The sequence below is a fragment of the Roseococcus thiosulfatophilus genome (assembly GCF_017311575.1).
GTDB lineage: Bacteria > Pseudomonadota > Alphaproteobacteria > Acetobacterales > Acetobacteraceae > Roseococcus > Roseococcus thiosulfatophilus.
Genome location: NZ_JAFFQY010000005.1, coordinates 66,798 through 83,047 on the forward strand (window position 1 = coordinate 66,798; position 16,250 = coordinate 83,047).

Genomic DNA, 16,250 nt, shown 5'->3' on the forward strand with positions numbered 1-16,250 from the left:
CTTCCCCACCCACCGGCCGCAAAGCGGCCGGCGCGCCAAGACCAACCGCCGGCTCCGGCACACCAGCGCGCGGCGCGGAAGCCAAGCCGGCGGAGCCGGCGCCCGGCGTCTGAGGGCACTAAATAATCTTCTGGCCCGTCTTCGCCCAATCCGCCAAAAACGCCTCCAGCCCCTTGTCCGTCAGCGGGTGCTTGAACAGGGCGCGGATCACGTTGGGTGGCATGGTGCCCACATGGGCGCCGAGCTTGGCGGATTGCAGCACATGCACCGGGTGCCGGATGGAGGCCACCAGCACCTCGGTCTTGAAGGCGTAGTTGCGGTAGATCTGCACCACATCCGCGATCAGCCCCATGCCGTCCTGGCCGATGTCGTCCAGCCGGCCCACGAAGGGCGAGATGAAGCTGGCGCCCGCCTTCGCCGCCAGCAGCGCCTGGTTGGCCGAGAAGCAGAGGGTGACGTTGACCGGCGTGCCCTCGTCCGACAGCACCTTGCAGGTGCGCAGCCCCGCCTCGGTCAGCGGCACCTTCACGCAGACATTGGAGGCGATGGCGCGCAAATAGCGGCCCTCGGCCAGCATGGTCTCGTGGTCGGTGGCCGTCACCTCGGCGCTGACCGGGCCTTCCACGATTTCGCAAATCTCGGCGATCACCTCGCTCATCTTGCGGCCGGACTTGGCGATGAGGCTGGGGTTGGTGGTGACGCCATCCAGCAGGCCGGACCCGGCCAGGGCCCGGATGTCCGTGACATCGGCGGTGTCCACGAAGAACTTCATCTGTTGCGTATCCCAAAGAGGCGGCGGGCTTGACCCGGGGCGGGCCGGTCCCCAGGGAATACCCCATGGCAGCACCCCCACGAAAGGCCGGACGGCGCATACGCGTCTTGCTCCCGCTGCCGCTCGCCGAGGCCTATGACTACTGGCTGCCCGAGGACGTGCCGGCGGGCCCCGGCAGCTTCGTCGAGGTGCCGCTGGGCGGCCGCACCACGCTGGGCGTGGTGTGGGAGGACGCGCCGGAGGGCGGCGTGGCCGAGGGCAGGCTGCGCGATGTCATCGCGCTCAAGCCCGCGCCGCCCATGCACAAGCCCTTGCGGGAATTCGTGGATTGGGTGGCGGCCTATACCCTCTCGCCGGCCGGGGCGGTGCTGCGAATGGCCATGGCCTCGCCCTCGGCGCTGGATGAGCCGGCGGCGGTGGCCGGCTGGCGCGCGGTGCAGCCACGCCCCGAGGGCGCCCGCATCACCCCCGACCGCGCCCGCGCGCTGGAGGCGCTGGGCACGGCCACCCTGCCGGGGGCGGAGATCAGTCGGCGGGCGGGCGTTTCGCCCGGGGTGGTGCGGGGACTGGCCTCGGTTGGGCTGATCCAGCCCGCCACCATGCCCCGCCAGTCGGCCTTCCCCCGCCCGGACCCAGGTTTTGCACCGCCGGTGCTGGGCGAGGCACAGTCCCGCGCGGCCGAGGCCCTGGTGCGCGGCGTGGCGGCCCGCGCCTTCGGGGTGACGCTGCTGGAGGGGGTGACGGGCTCCGGCAAGACCGAGGTGTATCTGGACGCCATCGCGGAATGCCTGCGGCAAGGACGGCAGGCGCTGGTGCTGCTGCCGGAAATCGCGCTGTCCACCCAATGGCTGGCGCGGTTCGAGCGGCGCTTCGGCGCGCCGCCCGCGCTGTGGCATTCGGAATTGTCCTCGCGCACGCGCCGCGTGACCTGGCGGGCGGTGGCGGAAGGGACGGCGCCGGTGCTGGTGGGCGCGCGTTCGGCGCTGTTCCTGCCCTTCCCCGACCTCGGCCTCATCGTGGTGGATGAGGAGCACGAGACCGCCTTCAAGCAGGAGGAGGGCGTGATCTACCACGCGCGCGACATGGCGGTGGTGCGCGCGCGCCTGGAACAGGCCGCCTGCGTGCTGGTCAGCGCCACGCCCAGCCTGGAAAGCGTCACCAACGCCAAGGATGGCCGCTACGCCCGGCTGTCCCTGCCGCAGCGCCATGGCGGGGCGAGCCTGCCCGAGATCCGCGCGCTCGACCTGCGCGTAACCCCGCCCGAGCGCGGCCGCTTCCTGGCCCCGCCCTTGGTCGCGGCCATCACGGAGACCCTGGCGCGCGGCGAGCAGGCCATGCTGTTTCTCAACCGCCGGGGCTATGCGCCGCTGACGCTCTGCCGCACCTGCGGCCACCGCATGCAATGCCCCAATTGCACCGCCTGGCTGGTGGAGCACCGGGCGCAGCGACGGCTGCTCTGCCACCATTGCGGCCACACGGCGCCCACCCCGCCCGCCTGCCCGGAATGCGGGGCGGAGCATTCCCTGGTGCCCATCGGCCCCGGCGTCGAGCGCATCCAGGAGGAGGTGGCGGAGCTGTTCCCGGACGCCCGCCGATTGGTCATGGCCAGCGACACCATCCCCGGCCCCGCCGCCGCCGCCGAGGCCGCCCGCCAGATCGAGGCGCGGGAGGTGGACCTCATCATCGGCACGCAGATCGTGGCCAAGGGCTGGCATTTCCCGCATCTGACGCTGGTGGGGGTGGTGGACGCCGATCTCGGCCTGGGCGGCGGGGATCTCCGCGCGGCGGAGCGCACCATGCAGCTGCTGCACCAGGTGGCGGGCCGGGCGGGGCGCGAGGCGGCGCAAGGCCAGGTGCTGCTGCAAAGCTTCGCGCCCGACCACCCCGTGATGGCCGCGCTGATGGCCGATGACCTGCCGGGCTTCCTGGAGGCCGAGGCCGCCCAGCGCGCCCCCGGCCACTGGCCCCCCTTCGGCCGCTTGGCCGCACTGATCGTCAGTTCGGAAGATGCGCGGGCGGCGGAACGCACGGCGCGGGATCTCGGTCTGGCCGCGCCGGAAGGGGAGGGGGTGCAGGTGCTGGGCCCGGCCCCCGCGCCGCTGGCCTTGCTGCGCGGCCGCCACCGCCACCGCCTGCTGCTGAAGGCCCCGCGCGGGGTGCGGGTGCAGCCCATCCTGCGCGACTGGCTGGGCCGGGTGGACCTGCCGGCGAATGTGCGGGTGCAGGTGGATGTGGACCCGGTGGGGTTCCTGTGATCAGGGGCATAACCTTGCCCACCCCGCCCACCCCCTCTAGAACCCCGCAAACTGAAGAGCAGCCCGAACCTTGGCCAGCATCGTCGACCCCAACGCCCCCAACCTCGCCCTCGCGGCCCAGGCGGCCATCCTGGCCCAGCCCGTGACGGAGGAGCGCCGGATGGCCGATGCCATCCGCGTCCTCGCCATGGATGCGGTGGAGAAGGCCAAGTCCGGCCACCCCGGCATGCCCATGGGCATGGCCGATGCCGCCACGGTGCTGTTCACCAAGTTCCTGAAATATGACGCGGCCGACCCGCGCTGGGCCGACCGGGACCGCTTCGTGCTCTCCGCCGGGCACGGGTCCATGCTGCTGTATTCGCTGCTGCATCTGACCGGCCATGCGGGCATGGAGATGGAGGTGCTGCAGCGCTTCCGCCAACTGCACTCCCCCGCCGCCGGCCACCCGGAATTCGGCGAACACCCGGCCATCGAGACCACCACCGGCCCCCTTGGCCAGGGCGTGTGCAACGCGGTCGGCATGGCGCTGGCCGAGCGGATGCTGGCCGCGCGCTTCGGCAAGTCGCTGGTGGACCACCGCACCTGGGCCATCTGCTCGGATGGCGATCTGCAGGAGGGCATCAGCCACGAGGCCCTGTCGCTGGCCGGGCATCTGGGCCTGTCCAAGCTGACCCTGCTGTGGGACGACAACCACATCTCCATCGATGGCGACACGGCGCTGTCCTTCAGCGAGGACGTGCTGAAGCGCTTCCAGGCCTATGGCTGGGCGGTGAAGCGGGTGGACGGGCATGACCACGCGCAGCTGACGGCCGCCATGGCCGCCGCGACCCGCAGCAGCAAGCCCACCATCATCGCCTGCCGCACCATCATCGGCTTCGCCGCGCCCAAGAAGGCGGGCACCGCGGGCAGCCATGGCGCGCCCCTGGGCGCGGACGAGATCGCCGCCGCCAAGTCCGCGCTGGGCTGGAATGCCGAGCCCTTCACCGTGCCCGAGGGCCTGAAGGCGCGGTGGGAGGAGGCCGGGCGCCGCTCCGCCGGCACCCGCCGTTCCTGGCTGAAGCGCCTGGCCAAGCACCCCATGCGCGCGGATTTCGAGCGCGCCATGGCCGGCAAGCTCCCCGACAACTGGAACGAGGCGCTGTGCGCGCTGCGTGCCCAGCACGCGGCGGAGAAGCCCAAGATCGCGACGCGCGTGGCCTCGCAGCGCGCATTGGCGGCCCTGGTGCCGGCCATACCGGAGATGGTGGGCGGCAGCGCGGACCTGACGGGCTCCAACAACACCGATGTGAAGGGCGTCCCGGCCGTGCGCCCGGGCGACTTCGCCGGCCGCTATATCCATTGGGGCGTGCGCGAGCACGGCATGGCCTCCGCCATGAACGGGATGGCGCTGCATGGCGGCATCATCCCCTATTCCGGCACCTTCCTGGTCTTTGCCGACTATCTGCGCCCCGCGCTGCGCCTGGCCGCGCTGATGCACCAGCGCGTGATCCATGTGCTGACGCATGACAGCATCGGCCTCGGCGAGGACGGCCCGACCCACCAGCCGGTGGAGACGCTGGCCTCGCTGCGCGCCATCCCCAACCTCTTCGTCTTCCGCCCGGCCGATGCCATGGAGACGGCGGAGTGCTGGGACATGGCCGTGCGCCGCGCGGATGGCCCCTCGGTGCTGGCGCTCTCCCGCCAGAACCTGCCCGCCCTGCGCGACGATGCCGGTGAGAACCGCTGCGCCCGCGGCGCCTATGTGCTGGCCGAGGCCGAGGGTGCGCGCGACGTGACGCTCATCGCCACCGGCAGCGAGGTGAGTCTCGCGATCGAGGCCCGCGCGCAACTGGCCGAGGCGGGCATCAAGGCCGCCGTGGTTTCGATGCCCTGCTGGGAACTCTTTGCCCTTCAGGACGTTGGGTATCAGGATTCCGTGCTGGGCACGGCGCCGCGCGTGGGCATCGAGGCCGCGCTCGCCTTCGGGTGGGAGCGTTGGCTCGGCGCGCGTTCGGCCTTCGTGGGGATGACGGGCTTCGGCGCCTCGGCCCCGGCCGACCAGCTCTACGCCCATTTCGGGATCACGCCGGCCGCGGTGGTCGCGGCGGCCCGCAAGCTGCTGTCATAGTTCGAGAGAGGGAGTGCATCGCATGCCGGTGAAGGTTGCCATCAACGGGTTCGGGCGCATCGGTCGCCTGGTCCTGCGCGCCATGGTCGAGAGCGGCCGGACGGATGTGGAGTGCGTGGCCATCAACGACCTCGGCTCGGTCGAGGCGAACGCCCATCTGTTCAAGTATGACAGCGTGCATGGCCGCTTCGACGGCGAGGTGCATGTCGCGGGCGACAGCATCCTGATCAAGCGCAATGGCCGCACCTATGGCCCCATCAAGGTCTCCGCCCAGCGCGACCCGGCCTCCGTGCCCTTCCAGGGCGTGGACGTGGCCATGGAATGCACCGGCATCTTCACCAGCAAGGCCAAGGCCGGCGCGCTGATCCAGGCCGGTGCGCGCAAGGTGCTGATCTCGGCGCCGGGCGAGGATGCGGACGCCACCATCGTCTATGGCGTGAACCACAAGACGCTGACCAAGGACATGACCATCGTGTCCAACGCGTCCTGCACCACCAACTGCCTGGCGCCCATGGTGCATGTGCTGCACGAGAAGTTCGGCGTGCTGCGCGGCTACATGGTGACCATCCATGCCTATACCGGCGACCAGAACACGGTGGACACGCTGCACAAGGATCTGCGCCGCGCCCGTGCCGCCGCCGTCTCCATGATCCCGACCAGCACGGGCGCGGCCAAGGCCGTGGGCCTGGTGCTGCCGGAGCTGAAGGGCAAGCTGGACGGCACCGCCATCCGCGTGCCGACGCCGAACGTCTCCATGGTGTCGCTGGACGTGAACCTCTCCAAGGCCGGCGTGACCAAGGAGCAGGTGAACCAGGCCATGCACGAGGCGGCCATGGGCCCGCTCAAGGGCATCATGGCCTATGAGACGGAGCAGCTGGTCTCGGTGGACTTCAACACCAACCCGCACTCCTGCACCTTCGACGCCACCCAGACGCAGAGCCTGGACAATGGCGGCATGGTCCGCGTCATGGGCTGGTACGACAATGAGTGGGGCTTCTCGAACCGCATGAGCGACACGGCCGCGCTTTTCGGTTCCCTTTAGCCTCAAGCGCCGGCGCGCGCTTCGCGCGCTTGGCTTACGCCGCGCGGCTGGTGCGCCAGCCGCGCGGTTGGTTGGGCGGCGCCGGCCGCGTTGCGGCCGGATCCTCTTGAGGCGCGCTTTTCTTCTTCGGTGGAGCTTTCCATGTCCTTCCGCACGCTTGATGCCTTCGACCCGCGCGGCAAGCGCATCCTGCTGCGCGCCGACCTGAACCTGCCGGTGAAGGAGGGCCGCATCACCGACATGACGCGGATCGAGCGCCTGGCGCCCACCATCCGCGAACTGGCGGAGAAGGGCGGGCGCGTCATCATCTGCTCCCACTTCGACCGGCCCAAGGGCAAGCGCGTGCCGGAGATGTCGCTGAAGCCCATGCAGGCTGCGCTGGCCACCACGCTGGGACGCGAGGTCGGTTTCGCGGACGACTGCATCGGCGCCGAGGCCGAGGCCGCCGCCCAGGCCCTCACCGATGGCGGCGTGCTGCTGCTGGAAAACACCCGCTACCATGCCGGCGAGGAGAAGAACGACCCGACGCTGGCCGCGGGCATGGCGAAGCTCGCCGATGTCTATGTGAACGACGCCTTCAGCGCCGCCCACCGCGCCCATGCCAGCACCGAAGGCGTGGCGAAGCTCATCCCCGCCTATGCCGGCCGGCTGATGCAGGCGGAACTCGAGGCGCTGGATGCGGCGCTGGGCAACCCGCAGCGCCCCGTGCTGGCCATCGTGGGCGGCGCCAAGGTCAGCACCAAGCTCGACCTGCTGGGCAACCTGTCCAAGAAGGTGGATGTGCTGGTCATCGGCGGCGCCATGGCCAACACCTTCCTGGCCGCGCAGGGGCATGGCGTGGGCAAGTCACTGCAGGAAGCCGAGATGCACGACACCGCCCGCGCCATCCTGGAACAGGCCAAGGCCGGCGGTTGCGAAATCATGCTGCCGCTTGACCTGGTGGTGGCCGAGGGCTTCGCGGCCCATTCCCCCAACCGCGTGGTCGGGCTCGATGATGTGCCCGCGGGGATGATGGCGCTGGATGTCGGCCCCGCCACGGTGGCGGCGGTGAAGGCCAAGCTGGCCCAGGCGCGCACCCTGGTCTGGAACGGCCCCTTCGGCGCCTTCGAGCTTGCGCCCTTCGACGCCGCCACGGTGGCGGTGGCCAAGGAAGCCGCGCGCCTGACCGAGGCGGGCACGCTGCGCAGCGTGGGCGGCGGCGGCGACACCGTCTCGGCCCTGCGCCATGCCGGGGTGGCCGAGCGGATGAGCTATGTCTCCGCCGCCGGTGGCGCCTTCCTGGAATGGCTGGAGGGCAAGACCCTGCCCGGCGTCGCGGCGCTCGAGACTCGTTAAGATTTTATCAACACTACAGCTATAAGTTGCTAGAAGGTTAACGCATGGGCGCGGCAAGCTGCGCCCATGCGGATCAATCGCCTCATCGCCGGCCTTGGGGGCCATCAAACGCCCCGCCCGTTAACCGGATCTTCACGGCTTCGGTGGACAGTGGCTCGCATGATCACCACCAATTCCCTTGCGGCCTTCACCCAGGAGGTCGTGGGCAACCGCCCGGCGCTGGCCCCGCAGGGGACGCGACCGCCCGAAACCGCGGCCGCGGAGCGCGCCGCCCGCCCCGAGCCGGTGGCCGAGCGCCGGCTCGAGGCCGTGCCACCCCAGCCCGTCAAGCCGGTGCCGCGCGGTTCGCTGCTCGATCTCAAGGTCTGAGCGCGGCAACCTGCCCAGTCCTTGTGCCCGTTTTGCGGGCAGTTTTCATGCATGAGCGGAATTTCACCCTACTTGGGGTTCCGTTTGCTTGTTTCGTGGCCATTCCTCGTGCCTGATTGTTGCGTTGTAGCGACACATGCCCGGCGAAAGGCAATATCCATGCGAAAGCTTCTCCTGGCCCTCTTCGCGGCCGGCGCCGTCTCCGCCGCCGCGCCCGCGCAGGCCCAGATCCAGCTCGGCGAGACGGGTTTGACCGCCACGGTCACCGGCACCTTCGCCAGCGATTACCTCTTCCGCGGCCTGAGCCAGACGCGCTCGCGTATGGCCTACCAGGCGGGCGCGGAGGTGGAGCATTCCTCCGGCCTCTATGTCGGCACCTTCATCTCCAATGTCCGCTTCCTCGGCACCGATGCGCGGCAGGAGGTGGACGTCTATGGCGGCTACCGCTTCACCGCCTTCGAGACGAAGTTCGACATCGGCTTCATCGGCTATCTCTACCCGGGCTACACCGCGCCCGTGGGCGGCATTCCCCGGCTGGATTTCTGGGAAGGCTACATTATGGCCAAGCGGGAGATCGGGCCGGTCACCCTCTCGGCGGCCTTCCATGCCTCGCCGGATTTCTTCGGCACCTCGGGCCAGGCTTTCCACCTGCAGGGCGGCGTGGACTACGCCACCGGCATCTGGGACGTGACGGTGGCGGGCCGTGTCGGCCACCAGTGGATCGAGCGCAACGCGGTCTTCGCCGCGCCCGACTACGCCTGGTGGTCCATCGGCCTCAGCCGGCCCTTCGTGATTCCCAATGTGGGCACGGTGACGGCCACGGTGGCCTACTACCAGTCCTCGATCTCCACGGGCCGCTGCTTCCCCACGGCCACGGGCGGGCAGGATGTCTGCGGCGCGCGCGCCTATGGCAGCCTGTCCATGGCCTTCTGAGCCAGAGGGCGCCGGCGGGCATTGACCCGGCGGCGCCCCATCCGCACCTTTGGGGCCAGTCCGAAGGGAGCGACCCATGCCCAAGCTGATGCCGCAAGCCGCCTTGGCGGCGCTTCTCCTCGCTGGCCCCGCCCTGGCGCAGGACCGCCCGCAGGCCATCCCCACCCGCGATGTGACCGTGACCTACCAGGCCCCACAGGGCGCGGGCGAGGTCCGCATGTCCTGGCTCGCGGCCCGCGGCCTGATGCGGATGGACATGCCCGGCAACCAGGGCTGGATGGTGGTAGGCCCGGATTCCGGCGGCGGCTTCGTTGTCATGCAGGCCCAGCGCATGATCATGGACCTGCCCCCCTCCCAGGCGGCCGAGGCGCGGCGCTTTGCCCCCGGCCCCAATGCGCGCTTCACGCGGGAGGGGACGGACCGCGTCGCCAACACCGCCTGCACCATCTGGCGCGTGACGGAGGGCAATGACAGCGCCCGCGTCTGCCTCACCGCCGATGGCGTGACGCTGCGCGCCGAGGCGGTGAACCGCCCCGATTCGCAGATGGTGGCCACCGCCATCGCCTATGGCGCGCAGGACCCGGCGCGTTTCCAGCGACCCCAGGGCTACCAGAGTTTCCAGCTTCCCCCGGGCATGGCCGAGCGGATGCCGCGCGGCACGGCGCTGCCGCCGCCCGGGATGCCGCCCCGCCAGTAACACGCCGTAGCGCGGCCCCCCCCCTTTCCCCGGGGCCTCGGCGCGCCCACAACAGGGACATGCAACGCCGCACCCTGCTGACCGGCCTGGCCCTGGCGCCAGGCCTCGCCGCCCCCGCCTTGGCTCAGGCTCCCGACCGCGCGGCCATCGCCGAGGTGGAGCGCTATTTCAACGGCCTGACCACCTTGCGGGCGCGCTTCCTGCAGATCAGCCAGCAGGGCGGCTCGGCCGAGGGCACGGCCATGATCTGGCGGCCCGGCCGCATGCGCTTCGAATACGACCCGCCCGAGCCCACCCTGCTGATCGCGGCCGACGGGCAATTCTTCCACTGGGACAAGGAATTGCGGCAGGCCTCCATCGTGCCGCTCTCGGCCACGCCGCTGGGGCTGCTGCTGCGGAACCCGCTGCGCCTGGCGGGCGATATCACGGTGGAGGCGGTGGAACGCGGCGCCGGCGTGGTGCGCCTCACCCTGCACCGCACCGACCGCGCGGCGGAGGGCCGCATCCAGCTCGTCCTCGACGAGGCGCCCATGGCCCTTCGGCAATGGGCGGTGCAGGACCCCCAGGGGCGCGTCACCCGCGTGACGCTGACCGATGTGCGGCTGGGCGAACGCTTCGATCCATTCCAATTTGCCTTCAACGACCCCCGATTCCGCGAAGAACTTGAGCAGAGGCGCTGAAAAATTGCGTCCGGCGCGGTCCCATGCCTTGAAACCGCCGCGCGGGCGCGGTTTTCTCACCTGATGCGAGCATTGGTCGGCATCTCCTGCTGCGTGAAGGCCTTCGGCATCTTCAACACGCCGAACCACGCGGCCTCCGACAGCTATGTGCGGGTGGTGCTGGGCCCGGTGGGCGGGGTGCCCGTGCTGGTGCCGGCCGGCGGCGAGGGGTTGGTGGCCGATATCCTGCCGCGACTCGACGGCCTGATCCTGACCGGCAGCCGCTCCAATGTCTGGCCCGGCCATTATGACGGCCCGCCCCACGCCGAAGGCACGCCCGAGGACCAGGAGCGTGATGCCACCACACTCCCGCTCATCCGTGGCGCCATCCAGGCCGGCGTGCCGCTGCTGGCCATCTGCCGTGGCATGCAGGAGCTGAACGTGGCGCTCGGCGGCAGCCTGGACCAGCGCATCCAGGACCTGCCGCGCCGCATGGACCACTCCACGCCGAGCGACCAGCCCATCCCCCTCGTCCGCACCGGCAAGGCCCATGCGGTGCGCCTCGCGCCCGGCATGCTGCTGGCGGAACTGGCGGGGCGGGAGGAGGTGCCGGTGAACTCGCTGCACAACCAGGGGGTTCAACGCTTGGCGCCGCGGCTGGAGGCGGTCGGCTGGGCACCGGACGGCACGGTCGAAGCGGTGCGCGTCCGGGAATCGCGGAATTTCGCCTGGGGGGTGCAGTGGCACCCGGAATACGACTGGGAACGGGACGAATTCAGCCGCGCCATCTTCACGGCGTTCGGCGCCGCCTGCGCCGAAAGATCCGCCGCGCGTTTCGCCTTGCAGGCGGCGGAATAGGCGTGAACGGGGCTACAGGTGGAAACCTGTTGGCTTCCCTGCAGCATGGTGCTAAGTTTCGGTAACTGGCAGGGCAATCTGCTGGTGGACGCGCCGGTTTCCCCTACCGGCTCGCCCGACCACTCCGATCGGTAGTGTACTGCACGGGCGCCCGACCACCCCCCTGGTCGGGCGCTTTTGCGTTCTGGGCATGTCGCCAAGGCTTTCGGCGCCGCACCGCATACTTGCACGCAAAACCTGTCATTTCGCTCGAAGTCGGGTCAAGCCGGAAAAGCCGCCCCCTGCAAGCCTGATGATGATTTTCCGGCAAGGTGTTGCCGCCGGGACCGAATCGGCGCCCGGCCCGGTTTCTGCCCGCCACAAACCGCTCTAGACCAAAGGGGCAAAGTCCCACCTGCCATGTCCGGGAGCCCCGCCTTGCCGCAATACGTCCTCACCCCGCCCGCCATCGCCGCCATTCCCGTCCAGGGCAGCGACGCCATGTTCCCCGTCCGCCGCATCTTCTGCGTGGGCCGCAACTACGCCGAGCACGCCATCGAGATGGGCAGCGACCCGACGCGCGAGCCGCCCTTCTACTTCACCAAGCCCGCCGACGCCGTGGTGATCAACGGCGCGGACATGCCCTACCCCTCCATGACCAAGTCCCTGCACCACGAGATGGAGCTGGTGGTCGCCATCGGCACGGGCGGTTCCAACATCGCGGTCGCCGATGCGCTGAAGCATGTCTGGGGCTATTGCGCCGGCCTCGACATGACCCGGCGTGACCTCCAGAACGAGGCCAAGAAGACCGGCCGCCCCTGGGACATGGGCAAGGGCTTCGACCACTCCGCCCCCATGGGCGCGCTGATGCCCGCCGGCAGCTTCGACCCCTCCAAGGGCAAGATCGAGCTGAAGGTGAACGGCAAGCAGCGCCAGGTGAGCGACCTGTCCAAGCTGATCTGGTCCGTGCCCGAGGTCATCGCGAACCTTTCCGAACTCGTGGCCCTGGCGCCGGGCGATCTCATCATGACCGGCACGCCCGAGAACGTGGCGGCGGTGGAGCGCGGCGACCTGCTGGAAGGCTATGTCGAGGGCGTGGGCGAGGTGCGTACCCGCCTGGTCTGACGCTGGAGCGGGATGCGTTGAAGTGGAATCACCGAAAATGCTGAATCCCGCTCTCAACGATGAGCGGGATGCGTTGAGGTGGAATCACCGAAAACGCTGAATCCTGCTCTCAACGATGAGCGGGATGCGTTGAGGTGGAATCACCGAAAACGCTGAATCCCGCTCTCAACGATGTACGGTTGCGGAACAACCCCGCGCCGTGCCAGGGAGGCGCCGTGCCTGACGACGCCCCCCTCCCCGAGGGCAGCCCCTGGACCACGCTTGGCTCCCGCACGCTGCTCGATGACCGATGGATCCGCCTGCGGGCGGACCATCTCCGCACCGCCAGCGGCGCCGAGATCTCGCCCTGGTATGTGCTGGACTATCCCGACTGGTGCTCGGTGGTGCCGCTCACGGCGGATGGCCGGGTGGTGATGATCCGGCAATGGCGCCACGCGGCCCAGTGCTGGAGCCTGGAACTGCCCGGCGGCGTGATGGACGCGGCCGACGCCGACCCCCTGGCCGCCGCGCGCCGCGAATTGCTGGAGGAGACGGGCTATGGCGGCGGCGCATGGCGCGCGCTCTATGCCGCCCCGCCCAACCCCGCCATCCAGACCAACCGGCTGCATGTGGTGCTGGCCACCGGGGTGGACCGCATCTCGCCGCCCACGCCGGAGCCGGGCGAGGCCATCCGCGTGGAACTGCACGACCCTGCCAGCCTGCTCGCGGCCCTGCCGCGGGGCGCGCTGGGCCAGGCCATGCATGTGGGCGCCCTTGTCCTGGGCCTGCAAGCGGCCGGGTGGCTGCGCTGCGAGGTCACTCCGCCCGGATCGTGAAGCGCAGCACCCGCGCTGCGCGATCATTCAGCGGCGCGGGCAGCAGCGCCAGCAGCCGCAGCAGCCAGCCCAGCGGTGCGGGGATGATGGCGCGCCCCCGGCCCCGCCGGATGGCGCGGGCGATGCGCGCCGCCATGGCCTCCAGCGACAGCTTGCCCGGATGGGCACCCTGGAAGCGATCACTCATCTCGCTCGTGAAGAAGCCCGGGGCCACGCAGGTGACGCCCACGCCCAGCGGCGCAAGCCGCGCGCGCAGCGCCTCGCCATAGGCCCAGAGCCCGGCCTTGGAGGCCGAATAGGCCGGGCTGTCCGGCAACCCCTGGAAGCCCGCGACCGAGCCGATCAGCACCACGCGCCCCGCCCGCCGCGCCACCAATCCGGGCAGCAGCGGCTCCACCGTGTTGATCACGCCCACCAAATTCACGCCCAGCACGCGCTCGGCGCTGGCCCAGCCCTCCAGCCCGCCATCGGGGCGTGTTCCGCCGGTCACGCCCGCATTGGCGATGACGAGGGTGAAGGGGTGCGCCGCCTCCCATTCCGCCAGCAGCGCGGCGAGGCGCGGGGCGTCGCGCACGTCGCAGAGGGCGGTGGCGACGGTGGCGCCGCGCGCCGCGCATTCCTCCGCCACGCGCGCCAGCGCCGCGCCATCCCGCGCCAGCAGGCAGAGATGCGCGCCGGGCGCGGAAAATTCCCGCGCCAGTGCCGCCCCCAACCCGCGCGAGGCGCCGGTGATGAGGATGTTCAGCGCTGCCACAGCCCGAAATGCCGCACCTGGCGCAGCAGCCAGCCCTGCGGCCGCCACCACAGCCGGTCATAGAGGCGCCGCCCGGTGGAGGGGGGTTGCCAGGCCTCGCGCTGCGCCAGCCGGTCCAGCAAGGTCTCGGGCGGGCAGGGCAGGCCGGTCACGGGGTCGGTGTAGCGCGGGTAGAGCAGCAGGGCGCCGGCCACCAATGCATCCAGGCAGAGCGGGCGGCCACGGCGCGGCGGGGGCCTGCGGTCCGTGGTCAGCCCCCAGCCGGCATAGAAGGGCTGGCCATAGGTGGTGACTCGAAGGCCCCGCAGCAGCGCCTCGAACCCGGCCAGGCTGGTGAGGGTGTGCACCTCGTCCACCTGGGCGAAGAGGGCGGCGATGTCGCCCTCGGGCAGGAATATGTCGGCGAAGGCCAGCGCCTCGCGCCGGGTCACGTAGCCACGGCGATAGCCCGTCTGCACGTCCGGATGCGGGCGATAGGCGATCCAGGCGCCGGGATTGGCCGCCCGCACCGCCTCCAGCAGGTCGAGGTTGCGGCGGATGCCCGCACCCCCCAGCCGCACGGAGGCATCGTCCTCCACCTGGCCCGGCACCAGGATGCGGGTTCGCCCGCCCGTCGCTTCCGGCAGAAGCGGCCCCTTGCCGCCGCCCAGATTGTACTTCGTCAGGCCCAGCGCCACGACGCGGTCGCGGAAGGCGCGTGCGCGCTCCAGCAGGTCCGGCGGGAAGTCGGCGCTGGTGAGGATGCGTTCCAGCAGGCTCTGCGCCCCCGGGTCGTAATGCGGCACATAGGGGTCTACGCAGAGCGAACCCGCGGTGACGAAGTTCACCCCCAGCCCGACCGAGCGCAGGAAGCCATCCTCCACATGCAGCAACGGCACGCCCGCCGCCGCGCAGCGGGCCGCGAAGCCGGGCGGCAGGCGGGTGGCCCAGGCGGCGATGGCGCCCGTGCCGGGATGGCGCAGCGCCAGCGCCAGCGCCGCTTCCGCCGAGGCGGCGAAGGGCGGCGCGCCCGCCGGCCCCGTGAAGGCGGCGCGCATGGCGCCCTGCTTCCAGCGGTCCATGCCGAGCAGCGCCGCCACCTGCGCGTTCTCGGCCGCGCGGTCGTGCCAGAGTTCGCGCAGCAACTCCGCGCCGCCCGGCGGAAGGGGCCGGCCCGAGAAGGGGTCCGCCCAGCCGCCCCCGGCGTGCGGCCGCAGCGCGGCCCGCCATGCCTCCGGCATTTCGGTCAGGTCGGCGGCGGACTGCAACATGCGGCGGGGCCTGCCTTTCAGCATTTGCGGAGGGCGCAGGGCCGATATATGTCTTCGTGCCGATGGTCGGCCAGCCCGACCGCGTTCCTTTCATAAGGAAAGTGCCTTTGCGGACCCCCATTCTTCCCCTGCTGCTTGTCGCGGGCCTTCTTTCAGGGTGTGGAACCAGCGCGGCGCGCTTCCTGCCGCTGGACTTCAGCGGCTCCCAGGCCGGCAACCCCGCGGTCGGGCCTGGCGCCGCCGCGGCCGCCGTGTCGCAGCCCGAGGACCCTCTGGCGCTCTTCGCCGCTTCGGCCCGCCCGGGCCAGCCTGGCACGGTGCAGGGCCAGCCGGCGCGCCTCGTGCGCGTCTACAACGCGGCCAGCGGGCGCGAGTGCCGCGAGGTCCTGCTGGGCTCCGGCGCCACGGAGCGCACGGCGGTGGCCTGCCGCACGCCGGAGGGCAGCTTCGTCGCCGCGCGCCCGCTGCTGCGAGGGAGCGCGCGCTAGGTGGCGATGCCGCCCACCACCCTCGAGGACCGGAGCTTCACCCGCGCCCTCAGGGTGCAGCTGGGCGTGCTGGGCGCGCTGATGATGCGCGACCTGCACACCCGCTATGGGCGGCGCAACCTCGGCTTCCTCTGGCTCTTCGTGGAGCCGGCGATCCTGGGCCTGCTGGTGGGGACGATGCGCGTCCTGCGTGACCGCGTGATTCCGGGCGGCATCAACGTCATCGCCTTCGCCGTGATCGGCTACATCATCTACTACGTGTTCCGAGGCATCGTGGGGCGCGCGCCCTCGGCGGCCGAGCAGAACGAGCCCCTGCTCTGGCACGCCCGCGTCACCCTCGAGGATGTCATGATCTCCCGCACCCTGCTGGAGACGGCGGCCGTGATGCTCGCGACCGTCGTGTTCCTCGTCGCCATCGGCCTCTATTTCGACGAGTGGCCGACCAGCTGGGTGCAGATGGGCGTGGGCATCGTCATGATGGGGCTGCTCGCGCATGGCGTGGCGATGATCGTGCTGGCGCTGACCCAGTTCGGCCAGGGCGTGGTGGAACGCATCACCCACCCGCTGCTCTACATCTCGATCGTGTTCACGGGCGTTTTCTACATGGTGTGGTGGATGCCCTATAAGTTCCAGGCCATCACGCTGCTCCTGCCCATCATCCATATCTTCGAATTCGTGCGCGAGGGGCAGTTCGGGCCCGGCCAGCCCTACCACTACAACCTGGGCTATGTCTGGGTCTGGATCATCGCGCTCAATGTCTATGGCGGCTTCGCGCTCCGCCGCGCCAAGCCGCATCTCGAGGTGTGAGGGGC

At 70.7% G+C, this 16,250-nt stretch carries 16 protein-coding genes; 13 read left to right on the plus strand and 3 right to left on the minus strand.

Annotation, left to right across the window (positions count from 1 at the left end; all coding sequences use genetic code 11):
• Nucleotides 1-118: 118 nt before the first annotated feature.
• Nucleotides 119-772 (minus strand): fructose-6-phosphate aldolase, encoded by a 654-nt coding sequence (fsa, locus tag JTN19_RS03385; protein WP_206930502.1) that lies wholly within the window; start codon nucleotides 770-772, stop codon nucleotides 119-121.
• Nucleotides 773-837: 65 nt separating this feature from the next.
• Between fsa and JTN19_RS03390 the strand changes: the two genes are divergently transcribed.
• The 11 genes from JTN19_RS03390 to JTN19_RS03440 all read left to right on the plus strand — a co-directional run bounded on the left by JTN19_RS03390 (nucleotide 838) and on the right by JTN19_RS03440 (nucleotide 12,946).
• A complete protein-coding gene (locus JTN19_RS03390) occupies nucleotides 838-3,027 on the plus strand; it encodes a primosomal protein N' (RefSeq protein ID WP_206930503.1) in 2,190 nt (729 codons plus the stop codon).
• Nucleotides 3,028-3,187: 160 nt separating this feature from the next.
• Complete coding sequence (tkt, locus tag JTN19_RS03395; RefSeq protein WP_242530827.1) at nucleotides 3,188-5,134, plus strand: transketolase; 1,947 nt, start codon at nucleotides 3,188-3,190, stop codon at nucleotides 5,132-5,134.
• A gap of 22 nt (nucleotides 5,135-5,156) precedes the next feature.
• Nucleotides 5,157-6,176 (plus strand): type I glyceraldehyde-3-phosphate dehydrogenase, encoded by a 1,020-nt coding sequence (gene gap / locus JTN19_RS03400; protein WP_206930505.1) that lies wholly within the window; start codon nucleotides 5,157-5,159, stop codon nucleotides 6,174-6,176.
• 141 nt (nucleotides 6,177-6,317) lie between these two features.
• Nucleotides 6,318-7,511 carry a phosphoglycerate kinase gene (locus JTN19_RS03405; RefSeq protein ID WP_206930506.1) on the plus strand — a complete coding sequence of 398 codons (1,194 nt, stop codon included), beginning with the start codon at nucleotides 6,318-6,320 and terminating at the stop codon, nucleotides 7,509-7,511.
• Nucleotides 7,512-7,670: 159 nt separating this feature from the next.
• Complete coding sequence (locus JTN19_RS03410; RefSeq protein WP_206930507.1) at nucleotides 7,671-7,880, plus strand: hypothetical protein; 210 nt, start codon at nucleotides 7,671-7,673, stop codon at nucleotides 7,878-7,880.
• 159 nt (nucleotides 7,881-8,039) lie between these two features.
• Entirely contained in the window at nucleotides 8,040-8,813 is a 774-nt protein-coding gene (locus tag JTN19_RS03415; protein ID WP_206930508.1) for a TorF family putative porin, read from the plus strand.
• A 76-nt stretch (nucleotides 8,814-8,889) separates the two neighbouring features.
• Complete coding sequence (locus JTN19_RS03420) at nucleotides 8,890-9,510, plus strand: hypothetical protein (protein WP_206930509.1); 621 nt, start codon at nucleotides 8,890-8,892, stop codon at nucleotides 9,508-9,510.
• Between the two features lie 59 nt (nucleotides 9,511-9,569).
• Nucleotides 9,570-10,190, plus strand: a complete 621-nt coding sequence (locus tag JTN19_RS03425; protein WP_206930510.1) for a LolA family protein — start codon at nucleotides 9,570-9,572, stop codon at nucleotides 10,188-10,190.
• 63 nt (nucleotides 10,191-10,253) lie between these two features.
• Nucleotides 10,254-11,027 carry a gamma-glutamyl-gamma-aminobutyrate hydrolase family protein gene (locus tag JTN19_RS03430; RefSeq protein ID WP_206930511.1) on the plus strand — a complete coding sequence of 258 codons (774 nt, stop codon included), beginning with the start codon at nucleotides 10,254-10,256 and terminating at the stop codon, nucleotides 11,025-11,027.
• Nucleotides 11,028-11,426: 399 nt separating this feature from the next.
• Nucleotides 11,427-12,131 carry a fumarylacetoacetate hydrolase family protein gene (locus JTN19_RS03435; protein WP_206930512.1) on the plus strand — a complete coding sequence of 235 codons (705 nt, stop codon included), beginning with the start codon at nucleotides 11,427-11,429 and terminating at the stop codon, nucleotides 12,129-12,131.
• Between the two features lie 215 nt (nucleotides 12,132-12,346).
• The gene (locus JTN19_RS03440) at nucleotides 12,347-12,946 is read left to right on the plus strand and encodes an NUDIX domain-containing protein (RefSeq protein WP_206930513.1); all 600 of its coding nucleotides are present in this window, start codon (nucleotides 12,347-12,349) and stop codon (nucleotides 12,944-12,946) included.
• Here the strand turns inward: JTN19_RS03440 and JTN19_RS03445 are convergent.
• Nucleotides 12,927-13,700, minus strand: coding sequence for an SDR family NAD(P)-dependent oxidoreductase (locus JTN19_RS03445; protein WP_206930514.1), 774 nt, complete (start codon nucleotides 13,698-13,700; stop codon nucleotides 12,927-12,929). The two genes, JTN19_RS03440 and JTN19_RS03445, sit on opposite strands and share 20 nt — an antisense overlap.
• Nucleotides 13,688-14,950, minus strand: a complete 1,263-nt coding sequence (locus JTN19_RS03450; RefSeq protein WP_206930515.1) for a capsular polysaccharide export protein, LipB/KpsS family — start codon at nucleotides 14,948-14,950, stop codon at nucleotides 13,688-13,690. The genes JTN19_RS03445 and JTN19_RS03450 overlap by 13 nt, the downstream gene beginning before the upstream one ends.
• A gap of 107 nt (nucleotides 14,951-15,057) precedes the next feature.
• Between JTN19_RS03450 and JTN19_RS03455 the strand changes: the two genes are divergently transcribed.
• Together JTN19_RS03455 and JTN19_RS03460 are read left to right on the plus strand one after the other, a co-directional pair.
• Nucleotides 15,058-15,438, plus strand: coding sequence for a DVU3141 family protein (locus JTN19_RS03455; RefSeq protein WP_206930516.1), 381 nt, complete (start codon nucleotides 15,058-15,060; stop codon nucleotides 15,436-15,438).
• Between the two features lie 6 nt (nucleotides 15,439-15,444).
• Complete coding sequence (locus JTN19_RS03460) at nucleotides 15,445-16,245, plus strand: ABC transporter permease (protein WP_242530830.1); 801 nt, start codon at nucleotides 15,445-15,447, stop codon at nucleotides 16,243-16,245.
• The last annotated feature ends 5 nt before the right edge of the window (nucleotides 16,246-16,250 follow it).